Annotated in this window: 18 protein-coding genes; 8 read left to right on the forward strand and 10 right to left on the reverse strand. The window is 69.1% G+C overall.

Annotated elements, in window-relative coordinates; all coding sequences use genetic code 11:
• Positions 1-32: 32 nt before the first annotated feature.
• From AC07YS_RS15040 to AC07YS_RS15060, 5 genes are all read left to right on the forward strand, one after another.
• A complete protein-coding gene (locus AC07YS_RS15040) occupies positions 33-2222 on the forward strand; it encodes a phosphocholine-specific phospholipase C (RefSeq protein WP_495269843.1) in 2190 nt (729 codons plus the stop codon).
• Positions 2223-2230: 8 nt separating this feature from the next.
• Entirely contained in the window at positions 2231-4495 is a 2265-nt protein-coding gene (locus tag AC07YS_RS15045) for a phosphocholine-specific phospholipase C (protein ID WP_495269844.1), read from the forward strand.
• 48 nt (positions 4496-4543) lie between these two features.
• Positions 4544-5446: a LysR substrate-binding domain-containing protein gene (locus AC07YS_RS15050; RefSeq protein WP_095948271.1), complete on the forward strand. Its 903-nt coding sequence runs from the start codon at positions 4544-4546 to the stop codon at positions 5444-5446.
• A gap of 118 nt (positions 5447-5564) precedes the next feature.
• Positions 5565-6980: a nucleobase:cation symporter-2 family protein gene (locus AC07YS_RS15055; RefSeq protein WP_495269845.1), complete on the forward strand. Its 1416-nt coding sequence runs from the start codon at positions 5565-5567 to the stop codon at positions 6978-6980.
• Positions 6977-8413 (forward strand): 8-oxoguanine deaminase, encoded by a 1437-nt coding sequence (locus AC07YS_RS15060; RefSeq protein ID WP_495269846.1) that lies wholly within the window; start codon positions 6977-6979, stop codon positions 8411-8413. Before AC07YS_RS15055 ends, AC07YS_RS15060 begins: the two co-directional genes overlap by 4 nt.
• A gap of 21 nt (positions 8414-8434) precedes the next feature.
• Here the strand turns inward: AC07YS_RS15060 and AC07YS_RS15065 are convergent, their stop codons facing one another.
• Genes AC07YS_RS15065 through AC07YS_RS15075 form a run of 3 tightly spaced genes read right to left on the reverse strand, consistent with a single transcriptional unit; the run spans position 8435 to position 10651 of the window.
• Positions 8435-9733, reverse strand: coding sequence for a c-type cytochrome (locus tag AC07YS_RS15065; RefSeq protein WP_495269847.1), 1299 nt, complete (start codon positions 9731-9733; stop codon positions 8435-8437).
• 7 nt (positions 9734-9740) lie between these two features.
• Positions 9741-10463 carry a c-type cytochrome gene (locus tag AC07YS_RS15070; RefSeq protein ID WP_495269848.1) on the reverse strand — a complete coding sequence of 241 codons (723 nt, stop codon included), beginning with the start codon at positions 10461-10463 and terminating at the stop codon, positions 9741-9743.
• Entirely contained in the window at positions 10463-10651 is a 189-nt protein-coding gene (locus AC07YS_RS15075) for a DUF2970 domain-containing protein (protein WP_056573062.1), read from the reverse strand. The genes AC07YS_RS15070 and AC07YS_RS15075 overlap by 1 nt, the downstream gene beginning before the upstream one ends.
• 99 nt (positions 10652-10750) lie before the next feature.
• Here AC07YS_RS15075 and AC07YS_RS15080 point away from each other — a divergent pair, with 99 nt between their 5' ends.
• Positions 10751-12169 (forward strand): aminotransferase-like domain-containing protein, encoded by a 1419-nt coding sequence (locus tag AC07YS_RS15080; protein ID WP_495269849.1) that lies wholly within the window; start codon positions 10751-10753, stop codon positions 12167-12169.
• 46 nt (positions 12170-12215) lie between these two features.
• Here AC07YS_RS15080 and AC07YS_RS15085 read toward each other — a convergent pair whose 3' ends face one another.
• Positions 12216-13739 (reverse strand): tripartite tricarboxylate transporter permease, encoded by a 1524-nt coding sequence (locus AC07YS_RS15085; protein WP_495269850.1) that lies wholly within the window; start codon positions 13737-13739, stop codon positions 12216-12218.
• A 10-nt stretch (positions 13740-13749) separates the two neighbouring features.
• Complete coding sequence (locus tag AC07YS_RS15090; RefSeq protein WP_354345540.1) at positions 13750-14172, reverse strand: tripartite tricarboxylate transporter TctB family protein; 423 nt, start codon at positions 14170-14172, stop codon at positions 13750-13752.
• A 224-nt stretch (positions 14173-14396) separates the two neighbouring features.
• Here AC07YS_RS15090 and AC07YS_RS15095 point away from each other — a divergent pair, with 224 nt between their 5' ends.
• Positions 14397-14786, forward strand: a complete 390-nt coding sequence (locus tag AC07YS_RS15095) for an energy transducer TonB (protein WP_495269851.1) — start codon at positions 14397-14399, stop codon at positions 14784-14786.
• A gap of 355 nt (positions 14787-15141) precedes the next feature.
• Here AC07YS_RS15095 and AC07YS_RS15100 read toward each other — a convergent pair whose 3' ends face one another.
• Positions 15142-16407, reverse strand: coding sequence for an MFS transporter (locus AC07YS_RS15100; RefSeq protein WP_495269852.1), 1266 nt, complete (start codon positions 16405-16407; stop codon positions 15142-15144).
• A 95-nt stretch (positions 16408-16502) separates the two neighbouring features.
• On the opposite strand from AC07YS_RS15100, the gene AC07YS_RS15105 reads away from it, so the two are divergent.
• Positions 16503-16955, forward strand: a complete 453-nt coding sequence (locus tag AC07YS_RS15105; protein ID WP_495269853.1) for a GNAT family N-acetyltransferase — start codon at positions 16503-16505, stop codon at positions 16953-16955.
• 40 nt (positions 16956-16995) lie between these two features.
• Here AC07YS_RS15105 and AC07YS_RS15110 read toward each other — a convergent pair whose 3' ends face one another.
• The 4 genes from AC07YS_RS15110 to AC07YS_RS15125 all read right to left on the reverse strand — a co-directional run bounded on the left by AC07YS_RS15110 (position 16996) and on the right by AC07YS_RS15125 (position 20940).
• Positions 16996-17145 carry a hypothetical protein gene (locus AC07YS_RS15110; RefSeq protein WP_167394971.1) on the reverse strand — a complete coding sequence of 50 codons (150 nt, stop codon included), beginning with the start codon at positions 17143-17145 and terminating at the stop codon, positions 16996-16998.
• Between the two features lie 81 nt (positions 17146-17226).
• Positions 17227-18060 (reverse strand): phosphonoacetaldehyde hydrolase, encoded by an 834-nt coding sequence (phnX, locus tag AC07YS_RS15115; RefSeq protein ID WP_495269854.1) that lies wholly within the window; start codon positions 18058-18060, stop codon positions 17227-17229.
• A 37-nt stretch (positions 18061-18097) separates the two neighbouring features.
• The gene (locus tag AC07YS_RS15120; protein ID WP_447741261.1) at positions 18098-19231 is read right to left on the reverse strand and encodes a TIGR03364 family FAD-dependent oxidoreductase; all 1134 of its coding nucleotides are present in this window, start codon (positions 19229-19231) and stop codon (positions 18098-18100) included.
• On the reverse strand, positions 19231-20940 hold the full coding sequence (locus AC07YS_RS15125) for a putative 2-aminoethylphosphonate ABC transporter permease subunit (protein WP_495269855.1): 1710 nt from the start codon (positions 20938-20940) through the stop codon (positions 19231-19233). Before AC07YS_RS15125 ends, AC07YS_RS15120 begins: the two co-directional genes overlap by 1 nt.
• Positions 20941-21051 lie beyond the last annotated feature (111 nt).

Below are 21051 nucleotides of genomic sequence, written 5' to 3' on the forward strand. Positions count from 1 at the left end.
CCACACCCATGTCCGGCAAACACGACACCCCCATGAATTCCCGTCGCAACTTCCTCACCAGCACCGCCACCACCGGTGCCGCCGCGCTCGCACTCTCGGCCTTTCCGCCGGCCATCCGCCGTGCGCTCGCCATTCCGGCCAACAACAAGACCGGCACCATCAAGGACGTCGAGCACATCGTCATCCTGATGCAGGAGAACCGCTCGTTCGACCACTACTTCGGCACGCTCATGGGCGTGCGCGGCTTCGGTGACCGCTTCACCATTCCGCTGCCCAAGGGCCTGAACGTCTGGCAGCAGAGCGATGCCACCGGCAAGCCCGTGCTGCCCTACCACCTGGACAGCCGCAAGGGGAACGCGCAGCGCGTGAGCGGCACGCCGCACTCGTGGATCGACGGCCAGAACGCCTGGGACGGCGGACGCACCTACCAGTGGCCGCGCTACAAGAACAACGTCTCGATGGGCTATTTCAAGGAAGCCGAGCTGCCGCTGCAGTTCGCGCTGGCCAATGCCTTCACGCTGTGCGACGACTACCACTGCAGCATGCACACGGGCACCAACTCGAACCGCATGTTCCACTGGACCGGCACCAACGGCCCGACCGGCGCAGGCGTGGCCACCGTGAACAACGAGTGGGACGAGATCGGCCCCTCCACCCTCGGCTACGAATGGAAGACGTACCCCGAGCGGCTGCAGGAAGCCAAGGTGAGCTGGATCACCTACCAGAACATGCCCGAGAACTACGGCGACAACCCGCTCGCGGGCTTCAAGCAGTACCGCAAGGCGAACGAGGCCTCGGGCAAGCCGGTGAGCAACGGCGGCGTTTCGCCGGCCTACGACCCGGCGAGCGACGATGCCGGCAACCCGCTGTACAAGGGCATCGCCAACACCATGCCCGACGGCGGCTTCCTCGAGCAATTCCGCCAGGACATCAAGAACGGAAAGCTGCCCCAGGTGTCGTGGATCGTGGCACCCGCCACCTACTCCGAGCACCCCGGTCCGTCGAGCCCGGTGCAGGGCGGCTGGTACATCCAGGAAACGCTCGATGCGCTCACCGCCGTGCCCGAGGTGTGGAGCAAGACCGTGCTGCTCATCAACTTCGACGAGAACGACGGCTACTTCGACCACTACCCCTCGCCGGCCGCGCCTTCGCTCAACGCCGACGGCTCGATGGCCGGCAAGACCACGCTGCCCGAGGCCGACCTCGCGGTCGAGCGCTTCACGCACCCGAGCCCGCCCGGCACCAGCAGCCAGCCCGCGCCCGACGGCCGTGTGTACGGCCCCGGCGTGCGCGTGCCGATGTACGTGGTGTCGCCCTGGAGCCGCGGCGGCTGGGTGAACTCGCAGGCTTTCGACCACACCTCGGTGATCCGCTTCATCGAGGCGCGTTTCGGCGTCAAGGAGCCCAACATCTCGCCGTTTCGCCGCGCGGTGTGCGGCGACCTCACGAGCGCCTTCAACTTCGCCACGCCGAACAGCGAGACGCTGCCGACGCTGGCAGGACGCACCACCAAGGCCAACGCCGACAAGCTGCGCGCCGACCAGCAGGCGCTGGCCCAGGTGCCGCTGCCGCTCGATCCGCAGCTGCCGCGCCAGGCCACCGGCACGCGCCCTTCGCGCGCACTGCCGTACGAGCTACACACGAGCGCGCGCGCCGACACGGTGACCGGCAAGGTCCAGCTGCTGTTCTCCAACACCGGCAAGGCCGCCGCCGTGTTCCATGTGTACGACAAGCTCAACCTCGATCGCCTGCCGCGCCGCTACATGGTCGAGCCGGGCAAGACGCTCGACGACGCATGGACCGTGGCCACCGACAACATGGGTGCTTACGACCTGTGGGTGCTCGGCCCCAACGGCTACCACCGCCATTTCAAGGGCGACCTGAACAACCTGCGCCAGGGCAGCGCGCCGAAGAACCCCGAGGTGCGCGTGTGCTACGACATCGCCAACGGCAATGTCTACCTGCAGATGCTCAACGGCGGCCAGACGCCCTGCAAGTTCACGGTGCGCGCCAAGGCCTACCGCGACGACGGCCCATGGACGGCCACCGTCGCCGCCGGCGCCAAGGCCGAGCAGCACTGGGAGCTGGCCGCCAGCGGCCAGTGGTACGACTTCGCCGTCACCTGCGATGCCGACCCGAGCTTCTACCGCCGCTTCGCCGGTCGCGTGGAAACCGGCAAGCACACGGTGAGCGACCCGGCCATGGGCATGGGCGACCTCTGACGCACACCATGACCTCCCGTCGCAACTTTCTCACCGGCACTGCCACCACCGGTGCCGCCGCGCTCGCGCTCTCGGCCTTTCCGCCGAGCATCCGCCGTGCGCTGGCCATTCCGGCCCACAACAAGACCGGCACGATCAAGGACGTCGAGCACATCGTCATCCTGATGCAGGAGAACCGGTCGTTCGACCACTACTTCGGCATGCTCAAGGGCGTGCGCGGTTTCGGCGACCGCTTCGGCATTCCGCTGCCCGGGGGGCGCAGCGTGTGGCAGCAGGCCGACGCCAACGGCAAGCTGCTCATGCCCTACCACCTGGACCAGAGCAAGGGCAACGCGCAGCGCGTGAGCGGCACGCCGCACTCGTGGGTCGACAGCCAGAACGCCTGGGACGGTGGCCGCCTCTCGCAATGGCCGCGCTACAAGACCAATGCGGCGATGGGCTACTTCAAGGAGGCCGAAGTCCCGTTCCAGTTCTCGCTGGCCAACGCCTTCACGCTGTGCGACAGCTACCACTGCGCCATGCACACGGGCACCGACGCCAACCGCTCCTTCCACCTGACCGGCACCAACGGCGCGACCGCGCAGGGCGTGGCCTACGTCAACAACGAATGGGACTGGCTCGACGGGCGCGCCGCCGCGGTGAACACCGGCTACACGTGGAAGACATACGCCGAGCGCCTGGAAGATGCCGGCGTGAGCTGGATCTGCTACCAGAACATGCCCGACGAGTGGGGCGACAACATGCTCGGCGCCTTCCGCCAGTTCCGGCGCGCCAACCGCGCGTCGGCCTACCCCGTGTCCAGCGGCGACCCCAACGCGCCCTACTCCGACAGCGGCCAGGCGGTGCCCTACCACGCCTACGACCCGGTCAGCGATAACCCGGGCAACCCGCTGTACAAGGGCATCGCCAACACCCTGCCGGGCACCCAGCCCGAGGAGTACCTGGACGCCTTCCGGCGCGACATCAAGGCCGGGCGCCTGCCGCAGGTGAGCTGGATCAACGCACCGTCGATCTACTGCGAGCACCCCGGCCCGTCGAGCCCCGTGCAGGGCGCGTGGTTCCTGCAAGAGATCCTGGACGCGCTCACCGCCGTGCCCGAGGTCTGGAGCAAGACCGTGCTGCTGGTCAACTTCGACGAGAACGACGGCTACTTCGACCACGTGCCTTCGCCGTCCGCGCCCTCGCTCAACGCCGACAAGACGCCGGCCGGCAAGACCACGCTCGCCGCCGACGACCTGAGGGCCGAGTACTTCACGCAGCCGGCACCCGAAGGCAGCACTTCGCAACCCACACCCGACGGCCGCGTGTTCGGCCCTGGCCCGCGCGTGCCGATGTACGTGATCTCGCCCTGGAGCCGCGGTGGCTGGGTGAACTCTCAGGTGTTCGACCACACCTCGGTGCTGCGCTTCATCGAGGCACGCTTCGGCGTCAAGGAGCCCCACATCTCGCCGTTCCGTCGCGCGGTGTGCGGCGACCTGACGAGCGCCTTCAACTTCGCCACGCCCAACGGCGAGACGCTGCCGACGCTGACGGGTCGCACGACCCGCACCGATGCCGACACGCTGCGCAAGACGCAGGAGTTCGAGGCCGACGGCAAGACGAAGCGGCCGCAGGTTCCGCTGCCGATCGACCCGCAGCTGCCGAGCCAGCCCACCGGCACGCGCCCCTCGCGCGCGCTGCCCTATGAGCTGCACACGAGCGCGCGCGCCGATGCCGCCGGTGGCAAGGTCCAGCTGCTGTTCTCCAACACGGGCAAGGCCGCGGCCGTGTTCCATGTCTACGACAAGAAGAACCTCGATCGCCTGCCGCGTCGCTACATGGTCGAGCCGGGCAAGCTGCTGGACGACACCTGGGACCTCGCAGGCAGCAGTGCAACCGCCTACGACCTGTGGGTGCTCGGCCCCAACGGCTACCACCGCCACTTCAAGGGCGACCTGAACAGCCTGCGCGCCGGCGGCGCGGCCGCGCCCGAGGTGCGTGTCTGCTACGACATCACGAACGGCAACGTCTACCTGGAAATGCGCAACGACGGCAAGAACGCCTGCAAGTTCACGATGCACGCCAAGGCCTACCGCAACGACGGCCCCTGGACAGCCACCGTGGCCGCCGGTACCGAGGCCGAGCAGCACTGGGAGCTCGCCGCCAGCGGCCAGTGGTACGACTTCGCCGTCACCTGCGACAGCGACCCGGCCTTCTACCGCCGCTTCGCCGGCCGCGTGGAAACCGGCAAGCACACGGTCAGCGATCCGGCGATGGGCTTGCCCGACCTCTGAAGACGTAGGCATGATCCCCCCGCGCCCGCCAGCGGCGCGGGGGAATTCATGCACGCCAAGGTCATCCGGTACTTCGTCGAAGTGGTTCGCGCGGGCTCGATCCGCAAGGCGGCCGAGCAGTTGCACGTGGTGCCCACGGCCGTCAACCGCCAGATCCTCAACCTTGAGGAAGAGCTGGGCGCGCCGCTGTTCGAGCGCATCCACAACACGCTCAAGCTCACGCCCGTGGGCGAGATCGTGCTGGCGCATGCGCGCGGCACGCTGCGCGAGTTCGACCTGGTGCGCCAGCGCATCGAGGACGTGCGCGGCCTGCGCCAGGGCGAGGTCACGCTGGCCACCACGGCCGGCCTGGCCGACGCCTTCCTGCCGGCCGTGGTGCAGCGCTTTCGCGCCGCGCACCCGGGCATCCAGCTGAAGCTGCTGGGCCTGCCCATCGCGGCCGTGCTGCGCAGCGTGGCCGAAGGCGATGCCGACCTCGCGCTGGCCTACGACGTGCCCGGCACGGCCGGCTTTCGCACGCTGTTCAGCAGCGAGTGGCCGATCGGCGCGGTGGTGCCACCGGGCCATCCGCTCACGGCGCATGCGACCGCGCTGCTGGCCGAGTGCGTGGGCTACCCGCTGATCCTGCCCGCGCCTTCGCTGTCGATCCGCCCGATCCTCGACGCCGCGTTCGAGCGCTCGGCCATCCGCGTGTCGCCGGTGGTCGAGACCACCTCCACCGCGCTGATGCGCCGGCTGGTGCGCGACGGCGGCGGCATCACGCTGCTCAACCGCCTGGACGTGGACGAGGAGCGCAACGACGGCAGCCTGGTCTTCGTGCCGCTGCGCGACACCACGCTGCGCGCCCAGACGCTCACGCTCGAGACCCGCGCCGCGCAGGCGCCGAGCGCCGCGGCGGAGCTGTTCGCGAACCATGTCGTGGCCTGCCTGGACGACCTGCTGGCGCCCTGACATGCACCCTGGATGACCGTCCACTTCTTGTGCACAGGGCGCGTCATTTATTGACTTTGCATGTGCAAAGGCATCGCTCCTAGACTGCCGCGCCGGTTCATCGGCAGGAAAGGTTCCCATGTTCTCGAATGATAAAAAGACCCCCGCAGGAGACGGCGAAGGGGTCGACCAGAAGCTTCCGCTCGCCCGCTGCGGCGCATTGAGCCTGCAGCACGTGCTCGTGATGTACGCGGGCACGGTGGCCGTGCCGCTCATCGTGGGCGGCGCGCTCGGCCTCTCGAAGGCCGACATCGCCTTCCTCATCAACGCCGACCTGTTCGCCGCCGGCATCGCCACGCTGGTGCAGGCCATCGGCTTCTGGCGTTTCGGCATCCGCATGCCGGTGATGATGGGCGTGACCTTCGCCGCCGTCGGGCCGATGATCGCCATCGGCATGGACCCCTCGCTCGGGCTGCCCGCGATCTACGGCGCGACCATCGTGGCGGGCGTGTTCGGCATGCTGGTCGCGCCGCTCATGGGGCGCGTGCTGGGCGTGTTTCCGCCGCTGGTCACGGGCACGGTCATCACGCTGATCGGCGTGTCGCTCATGGGCGTGGCCATCAACTGGGCCGCCGGCGGCCAGCCCAGCGCGACCCGCATGGTCGACGGCGTGGCGCACGCGGTGGCCAACCCGGCCTACGGCGAACCGGTGAACCTGGCGATTGCCGCGGCGGTGCTGGCGGTGATCATCGCGATCACGCGCTTCGGCAAGGGCCTCATCGCCAACATCGCCGTGCTGCTGGGCATCGTGTTCGGCGTGGGCCTGTCGCTGGCGCTCGGGCGCATGCACTTCGACGGGCTCGAGGAAGCCAGCTGGATGGCCGTGACCACGCCCTTCCACTTCGGCCTGCCGCGTTTCGAACTCACGGCCATCGCCTCGATGTGCATCGTGATGCTCATCACGCTGGTCGAATCGACCGGCATGTTCCTCGCGCTGGGCGAGATCACCGGCCGCAAGGTGACGACCGACGCGCTCACGCGCGGGCTGCGCGCCGACGGGCTGGGCACCGTCATCGGCGGTGTGTTCAACACCTTCCCCTACACCTCGTTCTCGCAGAACGTGGGGCTGGTCACGGTGACGGGCGTGCGCTCGCGCTACGTGGCGGCGGGCGGTGGCCTGATGCTGATCGCGCTGGCGCTCTTTCCGAAGATCGCGCACATCGTGGCCTCGGTGCCGCAGTTCGTGCTCGGCGGCGCGGGCATCGTGATGTTCGGCATGGTGGCGGCCACGGGCGTGCGCATCCTGGGTGCCATCGACTATGCGCACAACCGCCATGCGCTGTACGTGATCGCCATTTCCATCGGGCTCGGATTGATCCCCACGCTGTCGCCCAACTTCTTCCAACACTTCCCCGCCTGGACCCATCCGCTGACGCACAGCGGCATCGTGCTGGGCACGCTGGCCGCGGTGCTGCTCAATCTTTTCTACAACGGCGTGCTGTCGAAGGAACGCTCCTTCGCGATGGCGGCGCGCACTTCGCACGGTACCGAATGACTTTCCAGAACCCTTCGTCCTCTTCACCGCAGCGTCCGCCGCTGCTGATCGTCCGCCACGCCGACGTGCTGGTCACCATGGACGCCGCGCGGCGCGAGATCGCCGACGGCGCCGTGGTGATGAACGGCCCCGCCGTCGCCTGGGTGGGCGCCACGGCCGAGCTGCCGGCGCCCTACCTCGACGCGCTGCGCAGCGGCCAGGCCGAGGCCATCGACATGCACGGCCATGTCGTGATGCCAGGCCTCGTGAACACGCACCATCACATGTACCAGAGCCTCACGCGCGCCGTTCCCGAGGCGCAGGACGCGGAGCTCTTCGGCTGGCTTACGAACCTGTACCTGCTGTGGGCGCGGCTCACGCCCGAGATGATCCGCGTGTCGACGCAGACCGCCATGGCCGAGCTCATGCGCTCGGGCTGCACCACCACCAGCGACCATCTCTACCTGTTTCCCAACGGGTCGCGGCTCGACGATTCGATCGAGGCGGCCGACGCCATGGGCATGCGCTTCCACGCCGCGCGCGGCAGCATGAGCGTGGGCCGCAGCGCCGGCGGCCTGCCGCCCGACGAGGTGGTGGAGACCGAGGCCGCGATCCTGCGCGACAGCGAACGCCTCATCGACCGCTGGCACAACCCCGCGCGCCATTCGATGCGCCGCATCGTGCTGGCGCCCTGCTCACCGTTCTCGGTGTCGCGCGACCTGATGCGGCTGTCGGCCGAGCTGGCGCGCGAACGCGGCGTGTCGCTGCACACGCACCTGGCCGAGAACGACAACGACGTGGCGTACTCGCGCGAGAAGTTCGGCATGACGCCGGCCGAGTACGCCGAAGACCTGGGCTGGGTTGGCCACGACGTGTGGCACGCGCACTGCGTGAAGCTCGACGACGCCGGCATCGCGCTCTTCGGGCGCACCGGCACCGGCGTGGCGCACTGCCCGTGCTCGAACATGCGGCTGGCCTCGGGCATCGCGCCCATCGGGGCGATGCGGCGCGCGGGCGTGCCCGTGGGCCTGGGCGTGGACGGCAGCGCGTCGAACGACGGCGCGCACATGCTGGGCGAGGCGCGCCAGGCCATGCTGCTGCAGCGCGTGGGCTACGGCCCCGCCGCCATGACGGCGCGCGAGGCGCTGGAGATCGCCACGCTCGGCGGCGCGCGCGTGCTCGGGCGCGACGACATCGGCGCGCTGGCGCCGGGCATGTCGGCCGACCTCGTGGCCTTCGACATGCGCGGCGTAGACCACGCGGGCGCCTGGCACGACCCGGTGGCGGCGCTGGTGTTCTGCACGCCGGTGGCGGCCGCGCTGAGCGTGATCGACGGCGTGGTCCGCATCCGCGACGGACGCTTCACGGGCTTCGAGCTGGCGCCGCTGCTGGCCACGCACCGCGACCTGGCGCGCACGCTGTACGAGAGTGCGCGGCATCCGCACACCGCCTGAAAAAGCGGTGCGCCCTGCGCGTCAGCGGCGCATCGTGTCCAGCTGCGTGACCGGCGCGGCGTTGTTGCCCCACGACCCGCGGATGTAGGTCAGCACCTCGGCCACCTCGGTGGCGTCGAGCACGTGTCCGAACGGCGGCATGCCGTAGGGGCGCGGGTTGCCGGCCGTCGCGGGCAGGAAGCCGCCGTGCGCGACCACCTGGATGAGGTTGGTGGGCCGCGCCATCGTCACCACGCGGTTGCCGGCGAGCGGCGGGTAGGCGCCGGCCGCGCCCTGGCCCTGGTCGCCGTGGCAGTAGGCGCAGCGCTGGTCGTAGATCTTCGCGCCGCGCACCATCGCGCCAGCGTCGCGCCGCACCGGCGCGGCGGGGGCCTTGGTTGCTTCGGGGGCGTCCTTCTTCACGGCCTCGGGCAGGTCCTTCAGGTAGATGGCCATGGCGCCCAGGTCGGCGTCGCTCAGGTACTGCGTGCTGCGGAACACGACGTCGGCCATCGGGCCCATCACCGAGCCGCGCGGGGCGGTGCCGCTCTTGAGCAGCGCCACGACATCGGCCGCGGGCCAGTCGGCCACGCCCGCTTCGTGCGGATCGGCCAGCGAGGGCGCGTACCAGTTCTCCACCGCGATCAGGCCGCCCGAGAGCCCGAGCTTGGTTTCGGTCGCGCCCAGCGAGTTGCGGCTGCCGTGGCAGGCGATGCAATGGCCCAGCCCGCCGACCAGGTAAGCGCCGCGGTTCCACTCGGCCGGCTTGTTCGCGTTGGCCACGAAGGGCTGCGGCTTGAACGAGAGCGCGCGCCACACCGCGAGCGCGGCCTGCGTGTCGTACGGGAAGCGCAGCCGGTGCGCCTTGTTTTCCGTGTCGGCCGGCGCCACGCTGCGCAGGTAGGCGTACAGGGCGTCGGAGTCTTCGCGCGTGACCTGCGTGAAGTTCGGGTACGGGAAGGCCGGGTACAGCAGGCGCCCGTCCTTGCTGCGGCCGTTGTGCATGGCGCGCCAGAAATGCGCGCTGCTCCAGCCGCCGATGCCGTGCGTCGCATCGGGCGTGAGGTTGGTCGCGTAGATGGTGCCGAACGGCGTTTCGAGCGGCACGCCGCCCGCATAGGGCTGGCCGCCGCGCGTGGTGTGGCAGCCGGCGCAGTTGCCTGCCAGCGCGAGGTAACGCCCGCGCTCGACCAGTTGCGGCGTGGCCTCGAAGGCTTCGGCGCCCTCGGGCAGCGGGTCTTCGCCGCGCAGGTTCAGCGCCAGCACGACGCCGGCCAGCACGGCCGCCAGGGTGACCAGGCCCAGCAGGGCCCAGCCGAAATGTCTCAGTCGCGCGGTCATCGGGTTCTCAGGGTTTCGCTGCGGTCGGCATGCCGCCGCAGGTCACGGGCAGCGGCGCGGGCAGCGAGGCCGCCGGGCGGGTGTCGGCCGGCATCGGCTGCACGGCCAGCCAGCTGGCCACGGCGTTGATGTCGGCGGTGGTCATGCGCTGGCCGATCTGCGCCATGCAGTCAGGCGCGGGCGCATGGCGCTCCTTGGTGAGCCAGGCGCCCAACTGCGACGACACATACAGCCGCGGCAGGCCCAGCAGGCCCGGAATGGCCGGCTGCACGCCCGTGAGCGCGGCGCCGTGGCACTGCACGCAGGCCGGGATCTGGCGCGCGGCATCGCCTTCGAGCGCCAGCTGGCGGCCGCGGCGCAGCTGCTCGGGCGAGGCGTCGCTCTGCGGCGAGACCGCCGCGTACGGCAGCGACAGGTTGGCGAAGTACTCGGCCATCTCGCGCAGGTAGTCGTCCGACAGGTGCTGGACCATGTAGGTCATGTCGCTGTTGAAGCGGCGCCCGTCGCGAAAACTCACGAGCTGGTTGAACAGGTAGCCCGCCGGCTTGCCCGCCAGGCGCGGGAAGAAGCCGGCGTTGGTGGTGGCGCCCTCGCGGCCGTGGCAGGCGATGCAGGCGGCCACGCGCTGCTCGATGGTGTCGGGCACGGTGGTGGCGGCCTGCGCCGCAACCGGGGCAAGCGGCAACAGCAGCGCCAGGGCCAGCGCTGCCCGATGGAGCACGGCCTTCATCACGTGCCTGCCGCGAAATGCGCCAGGGCCAGCAGGCCCGCGATCAGCAGCAGGGCCATGCACAGCCCCACGCCGATCAGCGGCAGGATGCCCAGCTGGGCGGTCCGCTTGTCGGCGTCGGCCCGGCGGCCGCCCAGCCCGATGAAGCTCCAGAGTACGGCGCGCACCGCGCGCATCAGATTGAACATGGGTCCACTGTCGCGCAAACGGGCCAAAAAAAACAGATGCAGATCCAGCTCGATTCACCATATCAGATTAGAGTCCCCGCGAATGACAACGGCCCACCGATGAAGCGTTATGAAGCCCTGGCCTCGGACATCGAGGCCTCGATCCGCAACGGCACCCTCAAGACCGGCGACCGCCTGCCCTCCGTGCGCCACACGGGCAGCAGCCGCGGCGTGAGCGCCTCCACCGTGTTCCAAGCCTACTACCTGCTGGAGGCGCGCGGGCTGGTGCGCGCGCGCGACCGCTCGGGCTACTACGTGGCCGGCGGCGGCCTGCGCGACGCGCCGCCCGAGACCACCCTCACCTCGCGCCCCGCCGAAGGCCCGCGCGCGCTCGAGGTGAGCGACCAGGTGTTCGACATCCTCGAAGCCAGCATGTCGCGCCAGGTCGTGCCCTTCGGCTCGGCCTTTCCGAGCCCGCTGCTGTTTCCGCTGGCGCGGCTGGGCCAGTTCATGGCGGCCAGCGCCAAGGCGCTCGACCCCTGGCGCACCGTGGACGACCTCACGCCCGGCAGCGCGGCCCTGCGCCGGCAGATCGCGCTGCGCTACCTGGCCGACGGCCTGCCCGTGCCGGCCGAGGAGATCGTGGTCACCAACGGCGCACTCGAGGCGCTCAACCTGTGCCTCTCGGCCGTGACGCGGCCGGGCGATGCGGTGATCGTCGAATCGCCCACCTTCTATGCCGCGCTGCAGGCGCTCGAGCGCATGGGCCTGCGCGCCATCGAGGTGCCGACGCACCCGGGCGAAGGCATCGACCTCGACGCGCTGGCGCAGGCCATCGCCGCACACAAGCCGACCGCCTGCTGGCTCATGACCACCTTCCAGAACCCGCTGGGCAGCCTGATGCCCGACGCGAAGAAGAAGGCGCTGGTCGAACTGCTCGCGCGGCACGAACTGCCGCTCATCGAAGACGATGTGTACGCCGAGCTCTACTTCGGCGAGCGCCGCCCGCCGCCGGCCAAGGCCTTCGACACGCAGGGGCTGGTGCTGCACTGCTCGTCATTCTCGAAAAGCCTCGCGCCCGGCTACCGCATCGGCTGGGCCTCGGCCGGGCGCTTCGCGCGCAAGGTGGCGCGCCAGAAGCTCACGACCACGCTCAGCACCTCGGTGCCCGCGCAGTTGGCGCTGGCCGACTACCTCGAGAAGGGCGGCTTCGACAAGCACCTGCGCAAGCTGCGCCAGACGCTGGCGCTGCAGCAGGCCAGCTTCGCGCAGGCCGTGGGGCATTACTTTCCAGGGGGCACGCGCGCCACGCGGCCGCTGGGCGGTTACTTCCTGTGGGTGGAACTGCCGCCGCAGGTGGATGCGCTGGAGATCCATCGCCTGGCGCTGGAGCGCGGCATCAGCGTGGCGCCCGGCCCGATCTTCTCGGCCACGCGCGCGTTCTCGAACTGCTTGCGGCTGAACTACGGCCACGCGTGGGACGCGCACAGCGAGCAGGCCCTGCAGACGCTCGGGCGGCTGGTGGCACAAGCGAGCTGAAACGACAACGCCCGCCGAAGGGCGGGCGTTGTTCGGGCATGTCGACCTACTCCTGCGGTTCCAGCGCCACCGTCGCCGGCGCCCCGCTCTTCTTGCGCGCCTGCAGCACGAACGCCACCAGCTGCCACACCACGAAGACCGCGATCAGCCCCAGCAGCGTGCCGCTGATGGGCCGCGACACGAAGGTGCCGAAGCCGCCGCGGCTGAGCAGCATCGCGCGGCGGAAGTTCTCCTCGAGCATCGGCCCGAGGATGAAGCCCAGCATGAGCGGCGCGGCGTCGAGCTCCAGCCGCATGAACATGTAGCCCATGAAGCCGAACGCGGCGGTGATGAACACGTCCTGCAGGTTGTTGTTCACGCTGTAGGTGCCGATGCAGCAGAAGAACAAAATCGACGGGAACAGCACGCTGTACGGGATCTTGAACACCGAGAGCCAGTAGCGCACCAGCGGCACGTTCAGCACCAGCAGGAACACGTTGCCGATCCACATGCTGGCCACCAGGCCCCAGAACAGCTCAGGGTGGCTGGCGATCATGTTCGGGCCCGGCTGGATGCCCTTGATGATGAAGGCCGCCAGCATCAGCGCCATGACCGCGTTCTCGGGAATGCCGATGCTCATGAGCGGAATGAAGCTCGTGCGCGCCGCCGCCTCGTCGGCCGCCGCCTGGCCGGCCACGCCCTCGATGCAACCGGTGCCGATCTCGTGCTTGTACTTGCTGACCTTCTTGTCCAGCGCATACGCCGCGAACTGCGCAATGGTCGGGCCGCCGCCGGGCAGGATGCCCAGGATGGAACCGACCACGCTGCCGCGCAGCGCGCTCGGAATGATCCGCTTGAACTCCGCCCAGGTGGGGATGAGGTTGATCTTGCCGTTGAAGGGCGAGCGCTCCTCGCGCGAGTCGAGGTTCTTGGTGATCTCGGCGATGCCGAAGCAGCCCAGCGCAATGCTCACGATGCCCACGCCGTCGGTCAGGAACGGCATGTCCATCGTGAAGCGCGCCATGCCGCTGTTCACGTCGGTGCCGATGGTGCCCAGCAGCACGCCGATCATGCACATCGCCAGCCCGTTCAGCAGGCTGCCCGTGGTCACGAAGCTCACGCACACGAAGCCCACCAGCATCATCGCGACGTAGTCGGCCGGACCGAACAGGAAGGCCACCTCGCCCAGCGTCGGCGCCAGGAACGACAGCACCAGGATCGCGACCGTGCCGCCGATGAAGCTGGAGAAGCCCGCCGTGAACAGCGCCAGGCCCGTCTTGCCCTTGAGCGTCATCGCGTAGCCGTCGATGCAGGCCACGATGCTGCTGGCATGCGGGATCTTCATCGTGATCGCGCTCACGCTGTCGCCGTACTGCGCGCCGTAGTAGATGCCGGCCAGCATGATCAGCGCGCCGGTGGTGGGAATCGAGTACGTCAGCGGCAGCAGCAGGCTGATGGTGGCCAGCGGCCCCAGGCCCGGCAGCAGGCCGACCAGCGTGCCCACCGTGCAGCCGATGGCGCAGTACATCAGGTTGTGCAGTGTCAGGGCGTGCGAGAAACCGAACGCCAGGTTGTTCAGAACTTCCGTCATGGTCGTGGCCTCAGAAAAGCGGCAGGTTCAGGCCGAGCAGCTTCTGCAGCGCCAGCGCCATGGCGATCAGGCCCGCCGAGATCTTCACGTTGCGCAGCCACGAGTTGGAACTGCCCGCGAAGGCCGAACAGAACACCATGAAGACGATGCCCGCGATCATGTTCACGTACATCGAGATCAGCGCGAACCCGCACAGGCTCGACAGGATGAGCCCGATGTTCTTGAAGTTCAGGTCCAGCGTCACCGGCGCCACCACGAACGACCGGACCACCGTAGCCACGCCGATCAGCAGCAGCAGGCTGCTCACCATCACGGGGAACAGGCCCGGCCCCGCCCGGCTGAAATCGCCGATGGGATAGCGCAGCGCGGTCAGGCCGAAGGCCAGCGCGATCGCCATGAGGAACAGACCTCTGACAAGGTTTCTATTTTTCATTCATACGCTCACGGAATGTTGTGATTCGAATGCGCCCGCGACCGATGCAACCGGTGCGGGCGTGTCTCCGTCCGGAGGGAGTCGCCGGACGGATCGATGCTCTTTTTGCAAGCTGATCGGAATCTGACGCAGCCGCGAGGGGAACTACGTACCGGGCGCGAAGGCGGCGAACGCGCCCGGGTCACAATGCGCGGGACCTCCTTGCGAAGGATTGCGGAACACCGATGAAGACACCACGCCACGCTCCCCGATACGCGCTCCTGGCGGTCGCCACCACCGCCGCGCTGCTCGCCGCCTGCGCGGCACCGCCGCCGCCGGCGCCCGGCGAATGGTCGCCGCAGCCCCCCAACCCGAACGCGCCCTACCCGGCCGAATCGCGGATGAACGGGGAGCAAGGCATGGTGCTGCTGCGCGTGCGCACCACGCCGGACGGCCTGCCGGCGAGCGTCGAGGTGAAGGAATCGAGCGGCCACGCACGGCTGGACCGCTCGGCCGTCGAGACCGTCCGCACATGGCGCTTCAAGCCGACGCCGGATGACGGCACGGTGGTGTGGCGCGAGGTGCCGATCCGGTTCTTCATCACGTCGCCGCCGCAGCAGCCGACGTTCAACTAGGAGGGACGAAGCACGATGTCATGCCCCACTTGCAATCATCTCAACGCAGCGACAGACGTTCGCTGCATCCGATGCGGCACTACGTTGATCCACGAGGCCCTGGGGCACTCGGAGGCCTATCGAAAAACCACGGACTCCATGGACGCTCGCGTGTATGGAGGCGTCGGCGCCTTTTTCGGGTTTTGTGTCGTCGCAACGCTTCTGAAGTTTGTCCTGGCGCCCCCATGGCTTGACGATCGCGAGCTCTACGCTTTTGCTACCGGTGGTGCCGTCGTTGGCGGACTGCTGGCCCGTCTGTTCCTTCGCTCGAAGCAACGCATGTTGTGACCTTCGCCCCGGGGCCGGACGGGCAACTTCAAGCAGCCACCGCCACCCCACCCCGTCGCATCCGGCGCACCCTGAACAGCAGGAACGCCGCGATGCTCACGTTCACCAGGTTCCAGCCGATGCCGTTCAAAAAGGCCGCGTGGTAGCTGCCCGTCAGGTCGAACACCTTGCCCGACATCCAGCCGCCCAGCGCCATGCCGAACAGCGTGAACATCAGCACCGTGCCCACGCGCGCACCGGCTTCCTTGGGCGGGAAGTGCTCGCGCACGATGATCGCGTACGAGGGCACGATGCCGCCCTGGAACAGGCCGAACAGCGCCGAGATCACGTACAGCGGCACCAGCCCGTCGAAGGGGAGGAACAGCAGCAGCGCCACGCACTGCAGCACGCCGCCCAGCATCAGCGTGCGCAGCCCGCCGATGCGGTCGCAGATGGCGCCCGACACCAGCCGACTCACGATGCCGAAGCCCAGCATCAGCGACAGCATCATCGCGCCCTGCGCCGGGCCGTAGCCCAGGTCGCCGCAGTAGGCCACGATGTGCACCTGCGGCATCGCCATGGCCACACAGCAGGCCACGCCCGCCACGCACAGCAGACCCTGCGCCGTGCCCATGCTCAGGCCGAAGGGCCGTGTCATGTCGCGCACCAGGGTGCTGCCCGCCACCTGCGACACCGGCGCCACCTCGGCCAGTGCCGGTGGCCGCGCGCGGAAGAAGAGCGCCAGCAGCGCCATCGTCACGCCGCAGAAGATGCCCATGCCGATGTAGGTCTGGCGCCAGCCCACCTGCTCGACGAAGTGCTGCGCAATGGGCGGCCACACCGCGCCCGCGAGGTAGTTGCCGCTGGCGCACACCGCCACCGCGATGCCGCGCCGCTTGACGAACCACAGCGAGGTGTCGGCCACCAGCGGCGCAAAGGCCACCGAGCTGCCGAGCAGGCCGACCAGCAGCGCCTGCGCGACGGTGAAGGACACGATGCCTTCCGACAGGCCCGTGGCGATGTAGCCGGCGGCCAGGAAGACCGAGCCCATCAGCAGCGGCTTCATCACGCCGATGCGGTCGGCCAGCTTGCCCATGAGCACGCCGCCGAAACCGAAGCCCAGCATCAGCAGCGTGTAGGGCATGGAGGCATCGGCGCGCGCCACGCCGAACTCGGCCTGCACCGCGGGCAGCATGACCGACACCACGTACATGCCGCTGCTGCCGACCGTCATGACCAGCAGCGTGAGCGCCAGGCGCACCATGGCGTAGCGCGAGTCGGGCTGATGGACGATGGCTGTCTCTTGCGTCTTCATTCTTGTCTCCACGCATGCATCGGGCGGCGCATGTCGTGTGGCATTCTCGCGGAAGGCCGCGCCGCCTGCTGCGCGCGCCCTCGAACACCCGACGCATGCCCATCACCTACAGACAAGCCATTCCCGAAGACACGCCCGCGTGCCTCGACCTGCGCGGCCGCACGCGAGAGAACGCCTTCTCCGTCGACGAGTTGAAGGCGCTCGGCATCACCTTGGAGAGCTGGCAGGCCGGCATCGCCGACGGCTCCCTGCCCGGCTACGTCGCGCTCGTCGACGGCGAGCTGGCGGGCTATTGCTTCGGCGATCGGGACACCGGCGAGATCGCCGTGCTGGCACTGCTTCCTGCGTACGAAGGCTTGGGCATCGGCAAGGCGCTGCTCGCGCTGATGGTCGAAGAGTTCAAAGGGCTGGGCTTTCAGCGGCTCTTCCTGGGCTGCTCGCCCGATCCGCAGGTGCGCTCGCACGGCTTCTACCGGCACCTGGGCTGGAAGCCCACGGGCGAATTCGATGCGGCGGGCGATGAAGTGCTGGCGTACGTCCCGTCCTGAGACGTTCGCCGCGGCCGGTGCGCTGAACGCTCCGGCAGCCTCAACCCACGAACGGCGCAGGTGCCATCACCACCACGACGCTCGACGACAAGAAGGCCTTCGGCATCGGAATGCCGGGCTTGCGCTTGCCGTCGCAGGCCGCGGTCAGCAGGCCGAGACAGAGCAGAAGAACAAAGGCTGTGCTTCGCATGCGGCGCATGCTAAGCCCGCGAAGTGACGCGTCAAGTCGGACGGCAGCGCCAGCCACCGTCGGTAAAGCGAGCTTTCTGCTTCAGCGCAAGAGGACTTCCGGCCGCTCGCCGGCCTGCAGGCGGCGCTCGATGTCTTCCAGCACGTTCGGCAGGTCGGCCACGCTGTCGATCACGTAGTGCGCGCCGGCGGCCTGCAGCTCGGCGGTGGCGCGGGCGCGGCGGGCCTGCTGGCTGTCGGTGTCGAGCGCCTGCCATTCGGCCAGCGTCAGGCCGTTGACGTTGCCGCTGACCGACACGCCGACGGCCCAGGTGCCGGCGTTGAGGCCTTCCTGCAGGCCCACGCCGGTGTCGTCGACCTTGACGACGGCGTGCGGCGGCCACACGCCGAGGTCGGCGAAGCAGCGGTACATCATGAGCGGCGACGGGCGGCCCGCTGCGAGGTCGCCCGCGCACACGAGGTTGTCGGGCTCGTAGCCGCCGGCTGCGGCGAGCGGCGTGACGACGTCCATGATCGGGCGGTTGTAGCCGGTGGTCGAACCGATCTTCAGGCCGCGCTCGCGCGCCGCGTGGACCGCCTCGAGCGCGCCCGGAATGAAGTCGGTGTGGTCGCGCACGCTGGCCGCGTTCATGGGCGTGAACACCTCGTACAGGCGGTCGACGTCGGCGTCGCTGAAGGCATGGCCGTGCTTCGCTGCCCACTGCGCGGCGATGCGCGGCTGCGTGCCCAGGGCCTTGATGTGGTCCCACTTGGCCATGCCCATCGGGGCGCGCGCCTCGTCGATGGTGATGTCGATGCCGGACTGTGCGAACAGCTTCACGAAGGCGCCCATGGGGGCGCAGGAACCGAAGTCGAGGATGGTGCCGGCCCAGTCGAAGACGACGGCCTGCAGCCTGGCATGGGGGTGGGCGTTCATGGCGAGGGAAGAAGAAGGATGAAGAAAGGGGCGGTGTTCACCACGCGTCGAACACATCGGCGGCAATGCCGAAGCCGGTGCTCGCGCCGCTGCCACTGGTGACCAGCACCACGCGCGTGGCGTCGTCGGGCGCGTCGATCACGCAGGGCGTGGTCTTGGACGACGGGTACACGCCGGTCCAGCGCTCGGTGACCTGCGCGGTCTCGAGATTCAGCGTGCTGCGCAGGTGGCGCAGGATGAGCTGGTCGACCGCTTCGATGGCGAAGGGTTCGGGCGCATCGCCGTAGTGGTGCGAATCGCCGACCACCAGCGAGCCGTCGGCGCTCTGCACCACGATGAGGTGGATGCCGTGGTCGAGCGAGGCGCGCTCCTCCTGCATCAGCCGCGCGCGCAGCGCCGCCGCTTCAGGCAAGCTGCTGTAGCCCTCGTAGCGCACCAGGCTCAGGTCGGTCATCACCGCGCCCGGCAGGCGAAAGCCGGCCTCGGGCTGCACGCGCAGCATCTGCAGGCGGCACAGCGTGAGGTCGTGCGTGGCGATGCGGCCGGCGAACAGGCCGTGCAGTTCGGTGTTGGTGCAGACCACCACGCGCTCGCCGCGCAGGGTGCCGCGCGAGGTGCGCACGCGCGGGGTTTCGACCTCGTGCACGGTCTCGCCGAAGCGGAACACCACGCCATGCGCCTCGGCCAGCCAGCGCGCGAGCAGGCCGACGGCGGTGCGCGATTCGACGCGCAGTTCGTGCGGGCTGAACAGCACCGAGCGCGCCTGCGCAAGGTTGAGGCTGGGCGCGCGCTCCTGCGCATCGGTGGCGTCGATGAGCGCGCAGGCCTCGGCCATCGGCGTGCGCAAAAAGGCTTCGAGCACGGCATGCGCTTCGGGCCGGTAGGCCGCAAGCCAGAGGTGGCGGTGCACGATGTCGATGCCGGCCTGCGGCGCGATGGCCTGCCACACGTCGCGCGAATGCATGGCGCGGCGCCACATGTCGCCCGGCGCCTGGCCGGTGACGGTGATGAAGCCGAAGTTGCGGATCGATGCGCCCAGGCACGCGGCATCGCGCTCGACCACGCACACGCGCAGGCCGCGCTGCGCAGCGGTGTAGGCATGGGCCAGGCCGACGATGCCGGCGCCGACCACGATCACATCGAAGCTGTCCACGGACATGCTGGGGTTCATCAACGTTGTCTCCAGGCTTGCGTGCGCTTCAGCGCCCAGTGCCCGGCCAGCGCGAACAGGCCGCGGCCGACGGCGGCCGTGAGCATGATGAGCGAGGCCATGGCGGCGGCGGGCGCCACGTCGCCGGCATCGTCCATGTTGAGCACGGCGATGGCGGCCAGCGTGGTCTGCGGCGAATAGAGGAACACGACGGCCGACACGGTGGTCATCGCGTTGACGAAGAAGTAGCCGGCCACGTTGAGCACCGTGGGCAGCGCCACCGGCAGGTGCACGCGCCACAGCGTGCGCCAGAACGGCACGCCCATCGATTCGGACACCAGCTCGTATTCGCGGTCGAGCTGGCGCAGCGCGGTGAGCGAGGTGAGGTGCGCCACCGAGAAGAAGTGCGCCACGGTGCAGATCACCAAAATCGCCATGCCGCCGTACAGCCCGTGCAGCGGGTTCGCGGCCGAGTTGAAGAAGAAGATGTAGCCCACGCCGAGCACGAGCCCTGGCACGGCGAGCGGCAGGTTGGCCAGCAGGTTCAGCAGCTCGCGCAGCAGGCCGAAGTGGCGCGGCTTCTCCACGAAATAGGCCGACACGAAGGTGGCGAACGCGCCCGCCACGGCCGCGCACAGCGCCAGGCGCAGCGAGTTGCCGTAGCTGCCCCAGCCGCCGCCGTCCATGTTGCTGAAGTCGTAGTTCTTCAGCGAGGGCGTGAGCTTGTAGGGCCAGTAGCTGGCGAGCGAGGCGAACACGGCCATGCCGATCATCACGACGATGGCGATGGCGGTGAGCGTGCAGAACACGAGCAGTGCGCGGTCGCGTGATTTCACGGGCTCGGGTTGGTACGGCGTGGCGCGCGCCGACAGCGCGGCGGCCTGCTTGCGGCGCACGCGGCGCTCGACGAGGAACGACAGCACGGCCGGAATCAGCAGCACGAGGCCGACCACCGCGCCCATCTGGAAGTTCTGCTGGCCGACCACCTGCTTGTAGATGTCGGTCGCGAGCACGCCGGTCTGCCCGCCCACGACCTTGGGCACGCCGAAGTCGGTGATGACGAGCACGAACACGACCATCGCGGCCACGATGAGGCCGTAGCGTGACGAGGGCAGCGTGACGGTACGGAAGATGCGCCAGCGCGAGGCGCCCAGTGTCTGCGCGGCTTCGTACAGGCGCCCGTCCGAAGTGGCCATGGCGGTGGTGAGGATCAGCAGCGCATGCGGCAGCGTCCAGAACACCGAGCCGAGCACGATGCCCAGCGGCCCGTAGATCGACAGGTCGCCCAGCAGCCCCTTGAACAGGCCCTGGTTGCCGAACAGGTAGATCAGGCTGATGGCCGGCAGCAGCGAGGGCGCCAGCAGCGGCATGAGCGCCACGGCGCGCAGCAGGCCCTTGGCGGGCATGCACGAGAGCGTGAGGCCGTAGGCGTACACGTAGGCGATGGCGGTGCACAGCACGGCGCTGATCACCGCGAGCAGCACGCTGTTGAAGGCCGACTGCACGAGCGCGGGGCTCTCGAGGTAGCGCGCGAAGTTGGTCAGGCCGACGAAGCTGCCCGCGCGGTCGTAGAAGCTCTGGCCGACCAGCGCGCCGACGGGCAGCGCGACGATCACGACGAGCAGCAGCACGACGAGCAGCACGGCGGCGCCGGTGAGCCAGCGTTCGCGGTCGAAGTGATTCGAGCGCGGGATGGCGATCGGGGCTAGGGCTTCGGAAGGGGTGCTCATGTTGTTGTTCTTTTGGTGTCGTTGTTCAGGGCGTGTGCACAGGCCACCGGGTACTTCCCTCCGCGAATGTCCCCCGGGCTTCGCCCTCCTCCTTGATTTCGCTGCGGGAAG

It is taken from the genome of Variovorax sp. GW458-11-26-14-LB1 (assembly GCF_059423965.1).

Coding starts and splice junctions, on each gene's coding strand:
- AC07YS_RS15105 (WP_495269853.1), top strand. CDS start 16,503: ATGCCCATCACCTACAGACAAGCCATTCCCGAAGACACGCCCGCGTGC.
- AC07YS_RS15065 (WP_495269847.1), bottom strand. CDS start 9,733: ATGACCGCGCGACTGAGACATTTCGGCTGGGCCCTGCTGGGCCTGGTC.
- AC07YS_RS15055 (WP_495269845.1), top strand. CDS start 5,565: ATGTTCTCGAATGATAAAAAGACCCCCGCAGGAGACGGCGAAGGGGTC.
- AC07YS_RS15070 (WP_495269848.1), bottom strand. CDS start 10,463: ATGAAGGCCGTGCTCCATCGGGCAGCGCTGGCCCTGGCGCTGCTGTTG.
- AC07YS_RS15095 (WP_495269851.1), top strand. CDS start 14,397: ATGAAGACACCACGCCACGCTCCCCGATACGCGCTCCTGGCGGTCGCC.
- AC07YS_RS15080 (WP_495269849.1), top strand. CDS start 10,751: ATGAAGCGTTATGAAGCCCTGGCCTCGGACATCGAGGCCTCGATCCGC.
- AC07YS_RS15120 (WP_447741261.1), bottom strand. CDS start 19,231: ATGAACCCCAGCATGTCCGTGGACAGCTTCGATGTGATCGTGGTCGGC.
- AC07YS_RS15040 (WP_495269843.1), top strand. CDS start 33: ATGAATTCCCGTCGCAACTTCCTCACCAGCACCGCCACCACCGGTGCC.
- AC07YS_RS15075 (WP_056573062.1), bottom strand. CDS start 10,651: ATGTTCAATCTGATGCGCGCGGTGCGCGCCGTACTCTGGAGCTTCATC.
- AC07YS_RS15125 (WP_495269855.1), bottom strand. CDS start 20,940: ATGAGCACCCCTTCCGAAGCCCTAGCCCCGATCGCCATCCCGCGCTCG.
- AC07YS_RS15090 (WP_354345540.1), bottom strand. CDS start 14,172: ATGAAAAATAGAAACCTTGTCAGAGGTCTGTTCCTCATGGCGATCGCG.
- AC07YS_RS15045 (WP_495269844.1), top strand. CDS start 2,231: ATGACCTCCCGTCGCAACTTTCTCACCGGCACTGCCACCACCGGTGCC.
- AC07YS_RS15100 (WP_495269852.1), bottom strand. CDS start 16,407: ATGAAGACGCAAGAGACAGCCATCGTCCATCAGCCCGACTCGCGCTAC.
- AC07YS_RS15085 (WP_495269850.1), bottom strand. CDS start 13,739: ATGACGGAAGTTCTGAACAACCTGGCGTTCGGTTTCTCGCACGCCCTG.
- phnX (WP_495269854.1), bottom strand. CDS start 18,060: ATGAACGCCCACCCCCATGCCAGGCTGCAGGCCGTCGTCTTCGACTGG.
- AC07YS_RS15110 (WP_167394971.1), bottom strand. CDS start 17,145: ATGCGAAGCACAGCCTTTGTTCTTCTGCTCTGTCTCGGCCTGCTGACC.
- AC07YS_RS15050 (WP_095948271.1), top strand. CDS start 4,544: ATGCACGCCAAGGTCATCCGGTACTTCGTCGAAGTGGTTCGCGCGGGC.
- AC07YS_RS15060 (WP_495269846.1), top strand. CDS start 6,977: ATGACTTTCCAGAACCCTTCGTCCTCTTCACCGCAGCGTCCGCCGCTG.